General features: G+C 43.3%; 16 protein-coding genes and 1 pseudogene. 2 read left to right on the top strand and 15 right to left on the bottom strand.

Annotated elements, in window-relative coordinates; translation table 11 throughout:
* The 5 genes and pseudogenes from RH40_RS06870 to RH40_RS06890 all read right to left on the bottom strand — a co-directional run.
* Positions 1–242: pseudogene (locus RH40_RS06870) on the bottom strand (oxygen-independent coproporphyrinogen III oxidase); the annotation flags it as partial.
* Positions 243–465: 223 nt separating this feature from the next.
* Positions 466–960, bottom strand: coding sequence for a DUF2489 domain-containing protein (locus RH40_RS06875; RefSeq protein WP_009600705.1), 495 nt, complete (start codon positions 958–960; stop codon positions 466–468).
* A 3-nt stretch (positions 961–963) separates the two neighbouring features.
* Positions 964–1,512 (bottom strand): Der GTPase-activating protein YihI, encoded by a 549-nt coding sequence (gene yihI, locus RH40_RS06880; protein ID WP_009600706.1) that lies wholly within the window; start codon positions 1,510–1,512, stop codon positions 964–966.
* Positions 1,512–2,150 (bottom strand): class I SAM-dependent methyltransferase, encoded by a 639-nt coding sequence (locus tag RH40_RS06885; RefSeq protein WP_009600707.1) that lies wholly within the window; start codon positions 2,148–2,150, stop codon positions 1,512–1,514. The genes yihI and RH40_RS06885 overlap by 1 nt, the downstream gene beginning before the upstream one ends.
* A 704-nt stretch (positions 2,151–2,854) precedes the next feature.
* On the bottom strand, positions 2,855–3,472 hold the full coding sequence (locus RH40_RS06890; protein WP_009600709.1) for a c-type cytochrome: 618 nt from the start codon (positions 3,470–3,472) through the stop codon (positions 2,855–2,857).
* Between the two features lie 148 nt (positions 3,473–3,620).
* Here RH40_RS06890 and yihA point away from each other — a divergent pair, with 148 nt between their 5' ends.
* The gene (yihA, locus tag RH40_RS06895) at positions 3,621–4,280 is read left to right on the top strand and encodes a ribosome biogenesis GTP-binding protein YihA/YsxC (protein ID WP_009600710.1); all 660 of its coding nucleotides are present in this window, start codon (positions 3,621–3,623) and stop codon (positions 4,278–4,280) included.
* Positions 4,281–4,469: 189 nt separating this feature from the next.
* Here yihA and spfP read toward each other — a convergent pair whose 3' ends face one another.
* The 4 genes from spfP to hemB all read right to left on the bottom strand — a co-directional run bounded on the left by spfP (position 4,470) and on the right by hemB (position 9,623).
* The gene (gene spfP, locus RH40_RS21290; protein ID WP_439144645.1) at positions 4,470–4,517 is read right to left on the bottom strand and encodes a small protein SpfP; all 48 of its coding nucleotides are present in this window, start codon (positions 4,515–4,517) and stop codon (positions 4,470–4,472) included.
* A 168-nt stretch (positions 4,518–4,685) separates the two neighbouring features.
* Positions 4,686–7,469, bottom strand: a complete 2,784-nt coding sequence (gene polA / locus RH40_RS06900; protein ID WP_009600711.1) for a DNA polymerase I — start codon at positions 7,467–7,469, stop codon at positions 4,686–4,688.
* A 605-nt stretch (positions 7,470–8,074) separates the two neighbouring features.
* Positions 8,075–8,512 (bottom strand): GNAT family N-acetyltransferase, encoded by a 438-nt coding sequence (locus RH40_RS06905; protein WP_009600712.1) that lies wholly within the window; start codon positions 8,510–8,512, stop codon positions 8,075–8,077.
* 61 nt (positions 8,513–8,573) lie between these two features.
* Positions 8,574–9,623, bottom strand: a complete 1,050-nt coding sequence (gene hemB, locus RH40_RS06910) for a porphobilinogen synthase (RefSeq protein WP_009600713.1) — start codon at positions 9,621–9,623, stop codon at positions 8,574–8,576.
* 148 nt (positions 9,624–9,771) lie between these two features.
* On the opposite strand from hemB, the gene RH40_RS06915 reads away from it, so the two are divergent.
* Positions 9,772–10,533 (top strand): TatD family hydrolase, encoded by a 762-nt coding sequence (locus RH40_RS06915; RefSeq protein WP_009600714.1) that lies wholly within the window; start codon positions 9,772–9,774, stop codon positions 10,531–10,533.
* 59 nt (positions 10,534–10,592) lie between these two features.
* On the opposite strand, the gene tatC is transcribed toward RH40_RS06915, so the two are convergent.
* The 6 genes from tatC to ubiE form a co-directional block, all read right to left on the bottom strand.
* On the bottom strand, positions 10,593–11,333 hold the full coding sequence (tatC, locus tag RH40_RS06920; RefSeq protein ID WP_009600715.1) for a twin-arginine translocase subunit TatC: 741 nt from the start codon (positions 11,331–11,333) through the stop codon (positions 10,593–10,595).
* A gap of 63 nt (positions 11,334–11,396) precedes the next feature.
* Positions 11,397–11,762, bottom strand: coding sequence for a Sec-independent protein translocase protein TatB (tatB, locus tag RH40_RS06925; RefSeq protein WP_009600716.1), 366 nt, complete (start codon positions 11,760–11,762; stop codon positions 11,397–11,399).
* A 3-nt stretch (positions 11,763–11,765) separates the two neighbouring features.
* A complete protein-coding gene (tatA, locus tag RH40_RS06930) occupies positions 11,766–12,002 on the bottom strand; it encodes a Sec-independent protein translocase subunit TatA (protein ID WP_009600717.1) in 237 nt (78 codons plus the stop codon).
* A 29-nt stretch (positions 12,003–12,031) separates the two neighbouring features.
* Positions 12,032–13,666 (bottom strand): ubiquinone biosynthesis regulatory protein kinase UbiB, encoded by a 1,635-nt coding sequence (gene ubiB, locus RH40_RS06935; protein ID WP_009600718.1) that lies wholly within the window; start codon positions 13,664–13,666, stop codon positions 12,032–12,034.
* Entirely contained in the window at positions 13,663–14,268 is a 606-nt protein-coding gene (locus RH40_RS06940) for a ubiquinone biosynthesis accessory factor UbiJ (protein WP_009600719.1), read from the bottom strand. Before RH40_RS06940 ends, ubiB begins: the two co-directional genes overlap by 4 nt.
* Positions 14,269–14,279: 11 nt before the next feature.
* Entirely contained in the window at positions 14,280–15,062 is a 783-nt protein-coding gene (gene ubiE, locus RH40_RS06945; RefSeq protein WP_009600720.1) for a bifunctional demethylmenaquinone methyltransferase/2-methoxy-6-polyprenyl-1,4-benzoquinol methylase UbiE, read from the bottom strand.
* Positions 15,063–15,064: the final 2 nt, after the last annotated feature.

Genomic DNA, 15,064 nt, shown 5'->3' on the forward strand with positions numbered 1-15,064 from the left:
GTCACCACTTTATTACACCCACAGTAGTAACAAAGCTTATGACAAAATGGGATGTGAATGTAAAGGGACAGAGGTCGCTCAGGATATTGAGTACAAGCCATATCATATTCAGCCACGGTAAAAGCTTGGTGTAGCTCTAAGGCTGTTGGGTAGGAAGTATAGCGAGGCCCTGAGTGATTATATTTGTTCAACATGGTTTGATCCCAGACAATATCCTGGTTTACATCAACAAACTGCGGCATGATGATATCCCCATTTTCGGCTTGTTATAGAGTGACGGCGGCCATAAAACCTAGGTGTATGATAGTGCCACAAAATGAGCTAAGAGGACGACTAAAAATATTCTGTTTGAAAGACGGGTGATGCAAATGCTCTTCCTATCGATAGATTTTTTAACAAACACTCATTCCATCGGTCGCTTATCTGAGGCGGATATAGTCCAATTAACTATCCGCCAATTTCCAATCAGACCATCTGGATATCGATTTGCTTATTGAGCGGCTCAACATGTCTTTGTAGACGTTCTAACTCAACGACAATGGCCTCTTGTAGACGTGATTCTGCTTTGTGACGAGCGAGGTTTTGTTGCATCCGCTCTTTTTTCACCAAGCTTTGTCTCGCTTCCCCACGAGCCATATCTTTAACAATATGGAAAAGCTCAGAGGTGGCTGGATATTCTTGATCAAAATCAACCCTTTGTTCACCTTGAACATAATCCATAATATTGTAGAGTCGAATGCTGATTTCAGACAGATCACATTGGCCTTGAATACCAGCCATACATAACACTCGAACGCTTTCAAAGATATTGGCATTCCGTTTCTCTATCGCCAGCAATCGGTGCTGCTGCTGTAACTCATTTTGTTTCTTAAGTTGAAGCAAAAGATAGCCAGCATACGAAGCTAAACCGAAAATAATCACGCCACCAGCGATGGCTAACGTCGTCGTGTCAAGGCTCATGTTTTATCCCTTAAACTGATTGAGGTCTACATCTTCAAACTGCGACAAAAGTGCATCATCTTTATCAACATTTTTTGAATTTTTCGCAGGAGGCATCTCTTGTTCTTCGGAGTCTTCCATTTGCGCGTCAAAAATGCCCAACTGCTTCATAAGGGTCTCAATACGTGTGAGCTTTTGGTCGACGTATTTTTGTAAGCCCGCACCAAGACTCTCACCATTATCTAATCGATCGAGTAACACATTAAGCTGAGCATCGTTCTCTAGCATCTCAAGTTCCTGCTCAGCACTCAATCTACGCTGCGCTTTGGTTGGCTTGGTTGTATTTTCGACCACCAAGGGAATCTTCTTTTTACTACCCAAACGGGGATCTCGCGCCTTACCAACTGAGTTTACAGACGACTCATTTCCATCTGAATTTCGGTTCCCCGTTTTTAGCCCTTTGCGTTTTTTCTCTTTTTTACGTAAACGCCCTTCAACATCAGATTGAGTGCGATTTCGCACCACGACAACATCAGTGTTACCACCTGATCTGGATTTTTTACTACGGCTCATTACTGCACTTTCCTCAGTAAAATGACATCATTACCAACAAATTCAAGTTCGAGCTGATCGCGCTCTGCCAAATATTGAAACGTTGCTCGGCTAAAGAAGATCACATGAGTGGGATCGTTTTTATAATGCCAATGAGCAAACGCTTCAACATCAATGACCATCTTGGTCATCAGACCAATCCAGCCACCGGGTTTAACTAAATTTAACCATTTATACCACACTTGATCAGGATGATAGAGATGCTCTATCACCTCTGTCGCGGTGACAAAATCATACGTCCATTTAAGTACGTCTGTATTCGAATGATAGTAAATATCATACAAACTCACTACATGCCCCTGCTCCTCTAACATCACAGACAATGTTGGCCCAGGACCACAACCGAAATCAAGCCCATGAGATTCAGGCTCAATACGCTCAAGTAAAGGGTTCACGACACGTGACAAGAAACGTCGATAGCCGAGATCCTCTGGGTTGTTCTCATGCTTGTCATAGTGAGCCTTCTCGGTACCAGTATCCAATCTCATATCAGGATCGACAAAGACAAGCTCACATCGTGAACATTGAAAATACTCTCGATTTTTATCACTAAAATAGTGCTGGGTCGCCGAGTGATGACAAAGTGGGCATATGTGCATGAAAATATCCTATCTACAGGGATGCGAAACATACCAGAAAGTGAAGCGAGTGTGGAGTAAAACAGAGCAAATAAGCATCGTTTTAGCAAAACGGACAATAAAAAAAGCGATAGACTGACTCTATCGCTTTCAAAATGCCCTGAGGCTAATTTCGTTGTACCCAGTTTAGGTACACCAAAAATCCATTTGTTATTGGTGCTGTCCCTGCTGCGCGTCTTGTTTGTCATCGTCCTGATGAGTTTTGACGTCCTTACAACATCCAAGTATTTGAGCTCTTCCTGAGCTTGGTCCATTACTGTGTTTCATTCCTAAAACGAGCTGACCATCCGTGTCCAGTAAGTCTCCGACTTACTGATTATTCCTTAGAATGTTTAACTAAAAACACCACTAGAGGTATCCTGCCTCTCTCCCTATCACAGCGTCCTGCCGTTAACTTTAATCTACGCCAAAGAAAAAGCGGTGCAACACTCGATACTAAAAAAAAGACAAAATTTTACAAAGTAAATAAATACGCTTTTATTTTTAATTATTTAGATAACAATGGCGTAAAATTACTATGCGTTGAATGGCCGATCTCTCACAAAAAAGGTAGAAAACTTGGAAGAAAGGAGAAAAACAGGGTGTGAAGCGCGTCAAATAAAAAAGCTCAGAGAGCAATCTGAGCTCTACAGAGTCAACTGCATAATTAACTACCGCCAGTCAGCTTAGTGAAGTCCACCGACGTATTGTGAGAGCGTCTCTATCTCTTCATCGGTCAACTTTTTAGCGACATCTCGCATCATCGCATTCATATCATTGCCACGAACACCATCACGAAACATTTGCAGTTGCGATTTTATATAATCTGCATGTTGTCCTGAAATTTTAGGAAACCCTGAAAGCTCGGTTCCATTACCACGCGGACCATGGCAAGCAACGCAAGCAGGTAGGCCACGCTCAGCATCGCCAGCTGTGTACAAAACCTTGCCAGCTTCTACGACATTTTCAGGTGTGGTATTATACGATGTAGTCAATGAGGCGTAATAAGCCGCGAGATCAGCCATATCTTGCTCAGATAAAACCATGGCCATACCGCCCATAACGGCGTTAACACGTCCTTGCTTACCGCCGCTAGTCATACCAAGTTTGAATTCTCTCAATTGCTTTTCGAGATACTTCTCATGTTGACCAGCAAGTTTAGGATACATAGGAATCTGGCTGTTGCCATCTGCACCATGGCAAGCAGCGCAGGTGAGAGACTTTGTTTTACCAGCTTCTATACTGCCTTGGGCCGATATAGAGCAACTGGCTAACAGACTCGCAATTAGCACTAATTTATTCATGACATTCCATTATAATTATCTAGCTTCCAGTACCACTTTGTGTTCCCACTCGTGATACAATATACGTCCTTATGCCGAACACGGTTATTTTACACTATTTCACAAAAAAGTAATCAATCGACAACACAAAGTCGAGATGGAGTTAACAGTGAGCGTAAAAATTCATTATCAAAACACCCATTTCATCACAAGTGCACCTGACATCCGTCATTTGCCTGAGGATGAAGGTATCGAAGTTGCGTTTGCAGGACGCTCCAACGCCGGAAAATCCAGCTCTCTAAACCGATTAACCAACCAGCGTGGTCTGGCAAAAACCAGTAAAACGCCAGGTCGAACACAACTCATTAACCTTTTTAAGGTAATTGATGGATGCCATATTGTCGACCTTCCGGGGTACGGTTTTGCTCAAGTCCCCTTAGAAATGAAGAAAAAGTGGCAGAAATCACTCGGTGAGTATTTGCAAAAGCGTCAATGTTTAAAGGGGCTTGTCGTTTTAATGGATATACGCCATCCGATGAAAGATCTTGATCAACAATTGATTTTTTGGGCAGTGGACAGCGGTATTCCAGTTCAGGTTTTACTAACGAAAGCAGACAAGCTAAAAAGTGGCGCTCGAAAGGCGCAGGTTCTCAAAATTAAAAAGGATGCTGAAGGTTTTGGCGGAGATGTTAGTGTTGCTGCATTCTCATCACTGAAAGGTATTGGGGTCGACACATTACGTTCAAAGCTTGATGATTGGTTTGCACCCGCGGTTGCAGAAACTATCTCTGATGAGCTCAATGAGCAAGATAACGCTTCAAACGATTGAATACCACTCTTCCTACACAAGCCTCATAACTGGGGCTTGTTGTTCTAAAAGCCCATTCTTGTTATTTAACAACATTATTGTGTAACACAAAGTATGGTTGTCACTTTACTTCATTGGTACAGACAATGTTTCTCGCTACCGTGACCCAATAAAAAACGCCCCAGTCAAATACTGACTGGGGCGGCTGAATTAGCCTAATCCAATAACGTGAAACAAAAGGTCTAAAAGATAGAACATCTTACCTCTGTACCCTACGAGTGTTAATGTAGCGCAAAAGGTTATAAATGAAAACTATTTTTGAAATAAATTTTCAGTTTTATTTTATTTTACTACATTTAAAATAGAGCCCGTTTAAATACAAAAATCGAGAAAAAAACTCAATGTATTGATATAATTGAATTTTATTTAATGTGCTTGATCCCAATTCTCGCCATGACCTGCTTCAGCCACTAATGGAACTTTCAATTGTGCCGCTTGTTCCATCAAATTTCGTATTTTACTTTCAATTTCAGGCAAACTTGTTTCTTCAACTTCAAACACAAGTTCATCATGTACCTGCATAAGCAACTTCACTCGTCCTTGGCCCTCAGTTTGAATCCAATCATCGACCAACAACATCGCTTTTTTAATGATATCTGCCGCAGTGCCTTGCATCGGGGCATTAATAGCCGCTCTCTCAGCTGCTTTACGGCGCATTCCATTGCGCGATTGTATTTCAGGTAGATGCAAACGACGGCCAAAAATTGTCTCAACATACCCCTGCTCTGCAGCGATACTGCGGGTATCTTCCATGTATTGCATCACCCCAGGGTAGCGTTCAAAATACGTATCCATGTATTGTTGGGCTTCCCCTCGAGGAATACCCAATTGCTTCGCTAATCCAAATGCACTCATGCCGTAGATCAAGCCAAAGTTCACTGCCTTTGCTCTACGACGCTGCTCAGCAGTCACTTGAGAGATATCAACACCAAGAATCTCTGCCGCAGTCGCGGCATGAATGTCTTTGCCTTGCTGAAAGGCCTCAAGTAAGGCACGGTCTCCGGATAGATGCGCCATAATCCTTAACTCGATTTGTGAGTAGTCAATCGCCATGATTTTATAACCATGCGGTGCTACAAAAGCCTGCCTAATTCTGCGCCCTTCCTCATTTCGAATTGGGATGTTCTGTAAATTGGGGTCGGTAGAAGAAAGGCGACCGGTCGCTGTCACAGCCTGATGATACGAAGTATGCACTCGACCTGTGGTCGGATTTATCATCTTTGGAAGCTTGTCTGTGTACGTAGACTTGAGCTTAGCTAGCCCTCTATACTCAAGGATCTTTTCAGGTAGCGGGTAATCAAGAGCCAACTCTTGCAGTACTTCTTCATTCGTTGATGGTGTTCCTGAAGGGGTTTTCTTAACCACGGGCAACCCCATTTTCTCAAACAAAATAGCTTGCAATTGTTTGGGAGAGTTCATATTGAATTCTTGACCCGCTATGTCGAAAGCTTGCTGCTCAAGCGCATCTAATCTCAACGCAATCTCTTGCGACTGAGCAGAAAGCTTCATGTCATCGATCAATACCCCTGTGCGCTCGATGCGAGATAGAACGGGCACCAAAGGCATTTCAATATCCCGATAAATGCTCGCAAGCTTATCACTGGCATCTAAGCTCTTCTGCAATCGCTGATGAAGCCTAAAGGTCACATCCGCATCTTCTGCAGCATATGGTGCTGCTTGTTCTAAATCGATCTGATTGAACGTCAATTGCTTCTTGCCTTTGCCCGCAACTTGCTCAAAAGAAATGCAGCTGTGTTGCAGAAAACGCAGCGCTAAGCTGTCCATATCATGTTTGCCTGCAACACTGTTGTAAACATATGAAGCCAGCATGGTATCAAACTTGATGCCTCGCATATCGATACCGTATCGTGCCAGCACACTCGCATCGTATTTTAGGTTCTGGCCAACCTTCGCTCGTGATCCATCTTCAAGTATCGGCTTCAACTGTTCCAGGACCCAGTCTCGCTCAAGCTGCTTGGGCGCATCCATGTAATCATGAGCAACGGGGACATATGCTGCCACTCCTTCCTCAATCGCGAATGAGACGCCGACTAAGTTTGCTTCCATATAATCAAGACTATCGGTTTCGGTATCAAACGCGATCACATCGGCACTGCGCAGTTTATTTAACCACACTGCCATGGCCGACTCATCCAGAATTATTTCGTATTGACTTCTATCAATCTTTACCGCTGAGGTGTCGAGATCAGATGAGGTATCTGATCCGCGTGAAAATGCGGCCCCATCTGCCATAATTGTGCCATCACCACCTTCAAGCAATTCATTAAGCCAAGATTTGAATACCAGTTGACCATACAATTTGATCAATGAATCTTGATCGGGTGCCGATTTGGATAACGATGGTATATCGTGATCTAATTTTACATCGAGCTTGATGGTAGCCAGTTGATATGAAAGCATGGCATCATCTTTGTTCTCTTCAAGCTTTTTCGCCATAGTTTTTGAACCACGAAAGCCCAATGCTGCGATAGAATCTAAGTTATCATACAATTGCTCAAGCCCTCCAATACCTTGAAGTAGTGCTGTGGCCGTTTTATCTCCCACACCCGGGACACCCGGGATATTGTCGACCTTGTCACCCATAAGAGCCAAGTAATCAATGATCAACTCAGGTGGGATCCCAAATTTCTCAACCACCCCCTCTCGATCCATCACCGTATTCGTCATGGTGTTGATCAAGGTAATGTTTTCATCAACCAATTGAGCCATATCTTTATCACCTGTACTAATTAACACAGGGATGCCTTCTGCCGATGCTTGAGTAGCTAATGTACCAATAACATCATCCGCTTCTACGCCTGGGACACAGATCAGCGGTAGTCCCATAGCCTTTATAACGTTGTGTAGCGGTTCAATTTGGCAACGCAGATCATCAGGCATAGGAGGGCGATTGGCTTTGTACTCTGGGTACATGTCATCTCGAAATGTTTTTCCTTTTGCATCAAAGATGACCGCCATTCGATCAGAGGCATAATGACGCATCATGCTTCGCAGCATGTTGACAACACCATACACCGCATTAGTGGGGATCTCACCATTGCTCATTGTACCTGGGTAAGCATGAAAGGCGCGATAAAGGTAAGAAGAGCCATCAATTAAGATAAGTGGGTTATCAGGAATATTAGCCATAGACTTTGAGTATCCAAACAAGACAAAAATTGTGTTTAGAATGCCACGACTCAAGATCTCGATCCATTTTAAACCTATGATAAGTCCACATAAAGTGATCCAAATTACCCCTCGACATGTGGATAACTCTGTTTATATTATTTACCCACAAGTAATAACTTCGATTAAAAAACCAATGCGTTTGACAATAAATTCATGATATTTAAGTAAAAACTTCAAGATCGAACAATAATAGCAAGATCATTAAATGATCTTGCCTTGTGGAAAAGAATATCGGTGAGCTTTTCACCATAAAATATTCCAGCCATAAAAAAAGCGACATCTTTCGATGTCGCCTAGCAAAAAAAAGGTCAAAGCATATCCATTGATGCGCTTCACCATAAAGCTATAAATTACACTGGAAGCAATGTGAGCAATGTCGTGTCAAAAAGAACGAGTGCAAGTTCGCTAAAGACCTTGGTAAGACAATCGCTGACACAATGAAAGCGGGCTTACTTGGGTCTTGTTGAACTTATTTCATTCCCTAAGACAAGACAAATAATAACTATTCTCATTTGCATAGTCAACATCTAAATGAGAAAAAATCTCATTTAATTTTTTTGTTATTAATCTAGTTGCTTTATAAAATAGATACGCCCATCTAGAAGGTTGTGTTTTTCTTCATACTTTTCAATTAAATAACCATTTTTAATTAAGAGTCTCAGCATAGATGGAAACTGGTTACGTGATTTCACTTTAATTTTTTTGTAACCCTGCTCATAAGCCCACCTTTGCTGAGTATCTAACAATGCTTGTGCTATCCCTGCTTTTCTCGCTGATGAGGATACGCCTCCAAACCAGCTGTAGAACGTGGTATCATCGATCTGGTAACCCACTTTAAATCCAAGCATGTCGTTCCCTTTTTGTGCAACAAGAATAAGATGTTTTTTATCTTTTAGACGTGCAGATAAGCTCTCAACGGTGTCTTTACTTGTAAATTCCGCAATCTGTTCCACAACTTGAACACATTCTTCCAATGTTCCGGGACGGCATATAATACTCATCAAATTTTACCCATAAAAAAGGCCAGCCAATACTGGCTAGCCTATGATATTTTGATTGGTGTTATTCTTGAGCACCTTCTAAGTAAGTTGCAGCTTTGGCATTTTCTTCTGCTAGCCACTTAGCAACATCCTTAGCAAAGTAGGTTAAAATGCCATCAGCTCCAGCTCGTTTAAAACAAAGCAATGACTCCATTACCGTCTCGCGCTCTTGTAACCAGCCATTGGCAAACGCTGCTTTGTGCATTGCATATTCACCAGAGACTTGATAAGCAAACGTTGGCACTTTGAGTTCAGACTTGATTCGTCGAACAACATCTAAATAAGGCATACCCGGCTTAACCATCACCATGTCCGCACCTTCGTTGATGTCCATAGCCACTTCGTGCACGGCTTCATCAGTATTAGCTGGATCCATTTGATAGTTTTTCTTATTGCCGCCTTTAAGGTTACTTGCACTGCCGACTGCATCGCGAAATGGCCCATAATAGCTTGATGCGTATTTTGCTGAGTAGGCCATGATCTGCGTATTAATATGACCTGCTTTTTCTAAAGCCTCGCGAATGGCTCCGATCCTTCCATCCATCATATCGGATGGAGCAATAACATCGGCTCCAGCTTCTGCGTGAGAAAGTGCCTGCTTAATCAATACTTGTGTGGTTTCATCGTTGAGAACATAACCTGAATCATCAATAATTCCATCTTGACCGTGGGTCGTAAACGGATCTAACGCCACATCGGTTATTACCCCAATCTCAGGCACATGCTCTTTTAACGATCTTACGGCTCTTTGGACAAGCCCTTCTGAGTTGTAAGCTTCAGTTGCACACAAGCTCTTGGCATCTTGGTTCACAACCGGAAATAAAGCAATTGCCGGCACTCCAAGACGTGCAAGATACTGCGCTTCTTCAAGCATCAAATCAATCGATAAACGTTCAACACCAGGCATAGAATCAACAGCTTCACGCCGATCTTTACCCATAAGAATAAACATTGGATAAATCAAATCGCTGACGCTCAGAGCCTTCTCTGCCATTAAACGGCGGCTAAATTCGTGCTTACGCACCCGACGCATACGGCGGCCGGGAAATTGACCTTGAATCATAACAGACACTCGTTACTCCTTGTGTAGTGAAAGTGCTCAGTTGTCATCATATCATTCACCAGTATCGACACCAGATATAACCGTTTAAAATACAAAAAATGACCTTACGCTCACACTGGCGTATAATACTCGACAGTCAATAGATAAGAGAATAATCATGATCGATACCCACGCCCACATTTATGCCGACGAATTCGATCAAGATCGCGATCAAATCATCACTCGAGCACTTGAGCAAGGTATTGACAAAATTTTAATGCCCAATATCGATATACACTCTATTGAACCTATGCTCACTACGCAAGCGCTCTACCCGGATGTCTGCCACTCAATGATGGGACTACACCCTTGCTACGTGGATAATAATGTTAAAAAAAATCTTGAGACCATTTACTCCTGGTTTGACAAACACTCTTTTATTGCTGTAGGTGAAATCGGCATCGACTTGTATTGGGATAAAACCTACCAAGCCGAACAAGAGAGTGCCTTTATTACTCAATTAAACTGGGCGAAGGAAATGTCTCTGCCTGTCGTTATTCATACTCGCGACTCCATCGAGGAAACATTGACTCTTCTGAGAAAAGAGCAAGATGGCTCACTTAGCGGAGTATTTCATTGTTTTGGTGGTAGTCTCGAACAAGCCAAAGCGATTAATGATTTGGGGTTTCACCTTGGTTTAGGGGGCGTATCGACCTTTAAAAATGGAGGCATGGATCAAGTCATTCCTCATCTTGACATCAACTATCTGATTCTTGAAACTGATTGCCCCTACCTCGCTCCGGTACCCCATAGAGGAAAGCGAAATGAGCCAGCCTATACCGCTCTCGTAGCCCAGCGAATTGCTGATCTACGTCAAGTCAGCGTCGAAGATATCGATACGCTAACAACGCACAACGCCAGAAGGCTATTTTCTCTATAGGGGGGAGTGATACCACTCTCCGAATAACCCAATAATAGTGACTTGTTAACCCTCAACCATCAGGACTCAACATCCTGATCTTGTGGGCTATAAAAACGCGCGAAAAACAATCCTACCTCAAACAGCAAGCACATAGGCACAGCCAATAGCGTTTGTGAAATCATATCGGGGGGCGTTAGCATCATACCAACAACAAATGCTCCCACTATGATATAAGGGCGTTTCTCACTCAAGCTTTTAGCTGAAGTCGCCCCTGTCCAACACAGTAATATAATTGCGACGGGCACTTCAAAAGCAATCCCAAATGCAAGAAACAACGCAAGTACAAAATCGAGGTAACTCGATATGTCGGTGGCAAACTCAACTCCACCAAGCGATATCGTGGTAAAAAAGCCGAATACCAGTGGGAAAACCACAAAATAGGCAAAAGCAACACCGCAGTAGAAAAGTAAGGAGCTTGAGAACAATAAGGGGATGATTAAGCGTCGCTCGTGTTGATAAAGGCCGGGAGCAACAAATGCCCATATCTGATACAAGATATAGGGGACAGATACAAATATCGCCGCAACTAAGGTTAACTTGAGCGGCGTAAAAAAGGGAGACGCAACGTCCGTTGCAATCATGGTCGCCCCAGCAGGTAGCCGCTCAATCAAAGGCGCCGATACAAACTCATAAATCGTATTAGAGAAATATACCATTGCCAGAAAAACCAATACCACTGCTGCAATGGCTTTCAGCAGACGGCTTCTGAGTTCCAACAAGTGGCTAATCAAAGGTTGAGTGTGCTCTGCAGAAGACATAAACGCCCCGTTTTAATTAAAATCGTCAAATACCTTGCGTTGAGTGATACCAGACGTCAGCACTTATTGGTTGTCATCTTTTGACTTGTGTATTGATGCGCGCTCACGCGTCTCAGGTTTATCTTCAGTATCATCAGCAGCGTAAGGCCGCTGCACCTCTTGTGCGGCTTGCTTGAGCTGCTCTAGGGACGATTGAACTTCAGAGGAGAGGTTTTTCATTCCCATTTGCTCAGCTTTTTTTAAATTCTCATGGAGCTCTTGTGTTTTGAGCTCGTGATTCAACTCATCTTTGACGCTGTTTGCCATGCTTTTCGCAGAGCGCACAAAGTTGACCACACTGCGAATGGCGTGAGGCAAGCGCTCTGGACCTAAGACCACCAAACCGACCACAAAAATTAATACCAGCTCCCAGAAACCGATATCAAACATAGCTTAACTCTGCTCTTTATCTTTTTGAGTTTCGGATGTTGACGAGGTCTTTTTCTGCTCTATGTTGGGCTGCTCAAAGTCGGCGTCTTTTTTCTCTGTCTCTTCTTCTTTCATAGCCTTTTTGAAACCTTTTAGTGCACTGCCCAAATCCCAACCGATGTTACGAAGCTTTTTTGTGCCAAAGAGCAACACTACAATAGCAACGATAATCAACAACTGAATAACACTTATACCACCCATTTTTCACTCCCCCCAAATAACGATTCTGTCTAACGTCGATAAGCCTGCCAGCTCATCAACCAAAAAACCACACCACTCACGGCAGTGCCCAAGGACAGCAATTGGTGACTGCTATCTAGTAATATCGCTGAACATATAACCAAAGTCGCACCAATACCAAATAAAAACTTACCTGTTGCTTGCTGTTTTTTACTTGAGCGATAGCCTTGATAAAGCCTATCGATACGCTGGTTCATCATTTTACCCTGACGCAGTCCGTCGTACAGTAGCTCAGGCAGTTCTGGCAGTTTCTCTGCCCAAAATGGTGCTCTATCTTTTACCGCATTGATAAAAGCTTGAGGCCCAACTTGGTTCATCATCCACTCTTCGAGGAAAGGCTTTGCGGTTTGCCATAAATCAAGCTGTGGATAAAGCTGGCGGCCGAGCCCTTCTACATAAAGGAGCGTTTTTTGCAGCAGTACAAGCTGCGGCTGAACCTCCATATTAAAGCGTCTTGCGGTGTTGAATAGATTAAGAAGAACATGACCAAATGAAATTTCGCATAATGGCTTGGCAAAAATGGGCTCACACACCATGCGAATCGCAAACTCAAACTCATCCACATTGGTATTACGCGGCACCCAATTTGATTCCACGTGAAGCTCAGCAACTCGCCGATAATTACGGTTGAAAAAAGCGAGAAAGTTCTCTGCAAGATAGCGTTTATCCTCACTATTTAGGGTACCGACTATGCCACAATCAAGCCCTATCCACAGTGGGTTATCTGGATTTTCATAAGAAACAAAAACATTTCCAGGGTGCATATCGGCGTGGAAAAAACTGTCACGAAACACTTGAGTAAAGAAGACACTCACCCCTCTCTCAGCAAGTAACTTCATGTTGGTTCCGTTGTCTACCAACCCATCAATATCGGAAACTTGAATGCCATAAATTCGCTCCGATACCATCAAGCTCTCACTACTAAAGTCAGTATAAACTTCTGGGATATAAAGCTCTTGGCTACCTTCAAAGTTTCTTCTGAGTTGAATTGCGTTGGCGGCCTCTCTGCGCAAATCTAACTCGTCAAGTAGCGTTTTTTCATATTCGCGAACCACTTCCACAGGCTTAAGTCGTCTGGCCTCTGGCAAAGCTTTTGCTACGATACGCGCCATGCGGTACATCAATTTCAAATCCGCATCAATCGCAGGACGTATATCTGGGCGAATCACCTTCAACACAACCTCTTGATTTGATTCACGTAGTGTCGCTGTGTGAACCTGTGCAATAGAAGCCGAAGCCAAAGGTTCAACACAAAAGTCATCGAACCAAGTATCAATCGCACCACCGAGCGCTTGCTCGATTTGTGCTTTAGCCAATTGGCCATCAAAAGGAGAGACTTGGTCTTGTAACAGGGCTAAGGGATCAGCAATATGAGGAGGGAACAAGTCCCTTCGGGTCGACATCATCTGACCAAATTTGATCCATACTGGGCCAAGCTCTTGTAAAGCCAGTCTTAAGCGGTCCCCAAGTGGTTTATCAGGGTGTTTGTTTTTACACCAGAATAAACCTTTTCGAATTAATCGAGGCGCTTTCATCCACTGGTGATCAGGAAGGAGCTCATCGAGGCCATACTCTAGCTGGACCCGAACGATGTGATACAAGCGTCGTAATTCAGAGGGCGTCATAGGCGCTCCATCAGTTGCATCAACTTCACTTCTAAACGTGCGGCTTGACTTCGTACTTCATCAACCTGATCACAAAAATCGGCGACTTCAAGTGAAGCTGGCGCTACGCGCCACTCTTCTGTCAAAACCTCAGCGACTTGCTGTCGACTTTTTGCTGTTCGAGACAAAATGCGATCATTCAGTTGACTTACATTAAAGACCAAAGTGTGAGCCAAGGCATCACCAACAACTTTAGACAGCCATTCTTCAATGTCTGGTTTACTATCCACCAATAACTGAGAAAACTTTTGCGCGAGCTGAATATCGCCAGTTAACTCTAACTTATCTTGCTTAATCAGTTGAGTGATTTTTGAGTGATCACGTAATTCTGGTAACACCATGATATTGAGTGATAAATAACAATCAGGCTCTCCTTCAAAACCACTTAGAACGTCAATTTGCTGACTGAACACAAACGTGAGCGTTTGGTTTAGCTCCTTTAAGTGAACTTGGAGTACCTTGCCCTGAAAACGTGTTAAACGACGTGTCAATTCAGGGTCGTCTTTAATTAAGGAGTTGAGTGCGGTTTCAATAACCGCTGTAATAAGGGGCTCAAATGGCATGATCCTACCCTTTAAAATTTAAACCCACGATGGAGTGCTACAATACCACCCGTCAAGTTATGATAACTGGTTTGCTCAAAGCCTGCACTTTCCATCATAGTCTTTAAAGTTTCCTGATCAGGATGCATACGAATCGATTCGGCAAGATAGCGATAGCTTTCAGCATCATTAGCAACAAGTTGTCCCATTTTGGGTAAAAGATGAAAAGAGTACGCATCGTATACCTTTGAAAGTGGCTCAAAGACAGGTTTGGAAAATTCTAAAACCAGCAGTCTTCCACCGGGCTTTAATACACGAAACATAGAACGCAATGCTTTGTCTTTATCGGTCACATTACGCAGGCAAAAGCTAATGGTAATTGCGTCAAAATAGTCATCAGGAAACGGCAGTTCTTCAGCGTTCGCCTGAACATAGTGGACGTTACCGACAATCCCTGTATCACGTAGCTTATCGCGCCCAACATTGAGCATAGAGTTATTGATGTCGGCCAGAATGACATGGCCTTTTTCACCTACTATGCGAGAAAATTTGGCAGTAAGATCGCCCGTACCACCACCAAGGTCCAGCACCTTTTGTCCAGAGCGAACCCCACTACAATCGATGGTAAAGCGTTTCCACAATCTGTGAATACCAACAGACATCAAATCATTCATAATGTCGTATTTAGCAGCAACAGAGTGGAACACCTCCGCAACCTTAGCCACTTTTTCTTCTTTAGCAACGGTGTGGAAGCCAAAGTGCGTGGTTTCGTTTGCTTCGACCGCTGTTGTTGATTGCTCGCTTTTATCCGTCATTG

Source organism: Vibrio caribbeanicus ATCC BAA-2122 (assembly GCF_000165125.1).
Classification (GTDB): Bacteria; Pseudomonadota; Gammaproteobacteria; order Enterobacterales; family Vibrionaceae; genus Vibrio; species Vibrio caribbeanicus.

Bases quoted from the DNA above. Each gene is read 5' to 3' on its own strand.
- RH40_RS06875 (WP_009600705.1), bottom strand. From the start codon at position 960: ATGAGCCTTGACACGACGACGTTAGCCATCGCTGGTGGCGTGATTATT.
- yihI (WP_009600706.1), bottom strand. From the start codon at position 1,512: ATGAGCCGTAGTAAAAAATCCAGATCAGGTGGTAACACTGATGTTGTC.
- RH40_RS06885 (WP_009600707.1), bottom strand. From the start codon at position 2,150: ATGCACATATGCCCACTTTGTCATCACTCGGCGACCCAGCACTATTTT.
- RH40_RS06890 (WP_009600709.1), bottom strand. From the start codon at position 3,472: ATGAATAAATTAGTGCTAATTGCGAGTCTGTTAGCCAGTTGCTCTATA.
- polA (WP_009600711.1), bottom strand. From the start codon at position 7,469: ATGGCTAATATTCCTGATAACCCACTTATCTTAATTGATGGCTCTTCT.
- RH40_RS06905 (WP_009600712.1), bottom strand. From the start codon at position 8,512: ATGAGTATTATATGCCGTCCCGGAACATTGGAAGAATGTGTTCAAGTT.
- RH40_RS06915 (WP_009600714.1), top strand. From the start codon at position 9,772: ATGATCGATACCCACGCCCACATTTATGCCGACGAATTCGATCAAGAT.
- tatC (WP_009600715.1), bottom strand. From the start codon at position 11,333: ATGTCTTCTGCAGAGCACACTCAACCTTTGATTAGCCACTTGTTGGAA.
- tatB (WP_009600716.1), bottom strand. From the start codon at position 11,762: ATGTTTGATATCGGTTTCTGGGAGCTGGTATTAATTTTTGTGGTCGGT.
- tatA (WP_009600717.1), bottom strand. From the start codon at position 12,002: ATGGGTGGTATAAGTGTTATTCAGTTGTTGATTATCGTTGCTATTGTA.
- ubiB (WP_009600718.1), bottom strand. From the start codon at position 13,666: ATGACGCCCTCTGAATTACGACGCTTGTATCACATCGTTCGGGTCCAG.
- RH40_RS06940 (WP_009600719.1), bottom strand. From the start codon at position 14,268: ATGCCATTTGAGCCCCTTATTACAGCGGTTATTGAAACCGCACTCAAC.
- ubiE (WP_009600720.1), bottom strand. From the start codon at position 15,062: ATGACGGATAAAAGCGAGCAATCAACAACAGCGGTCGAAGCAAACGAA.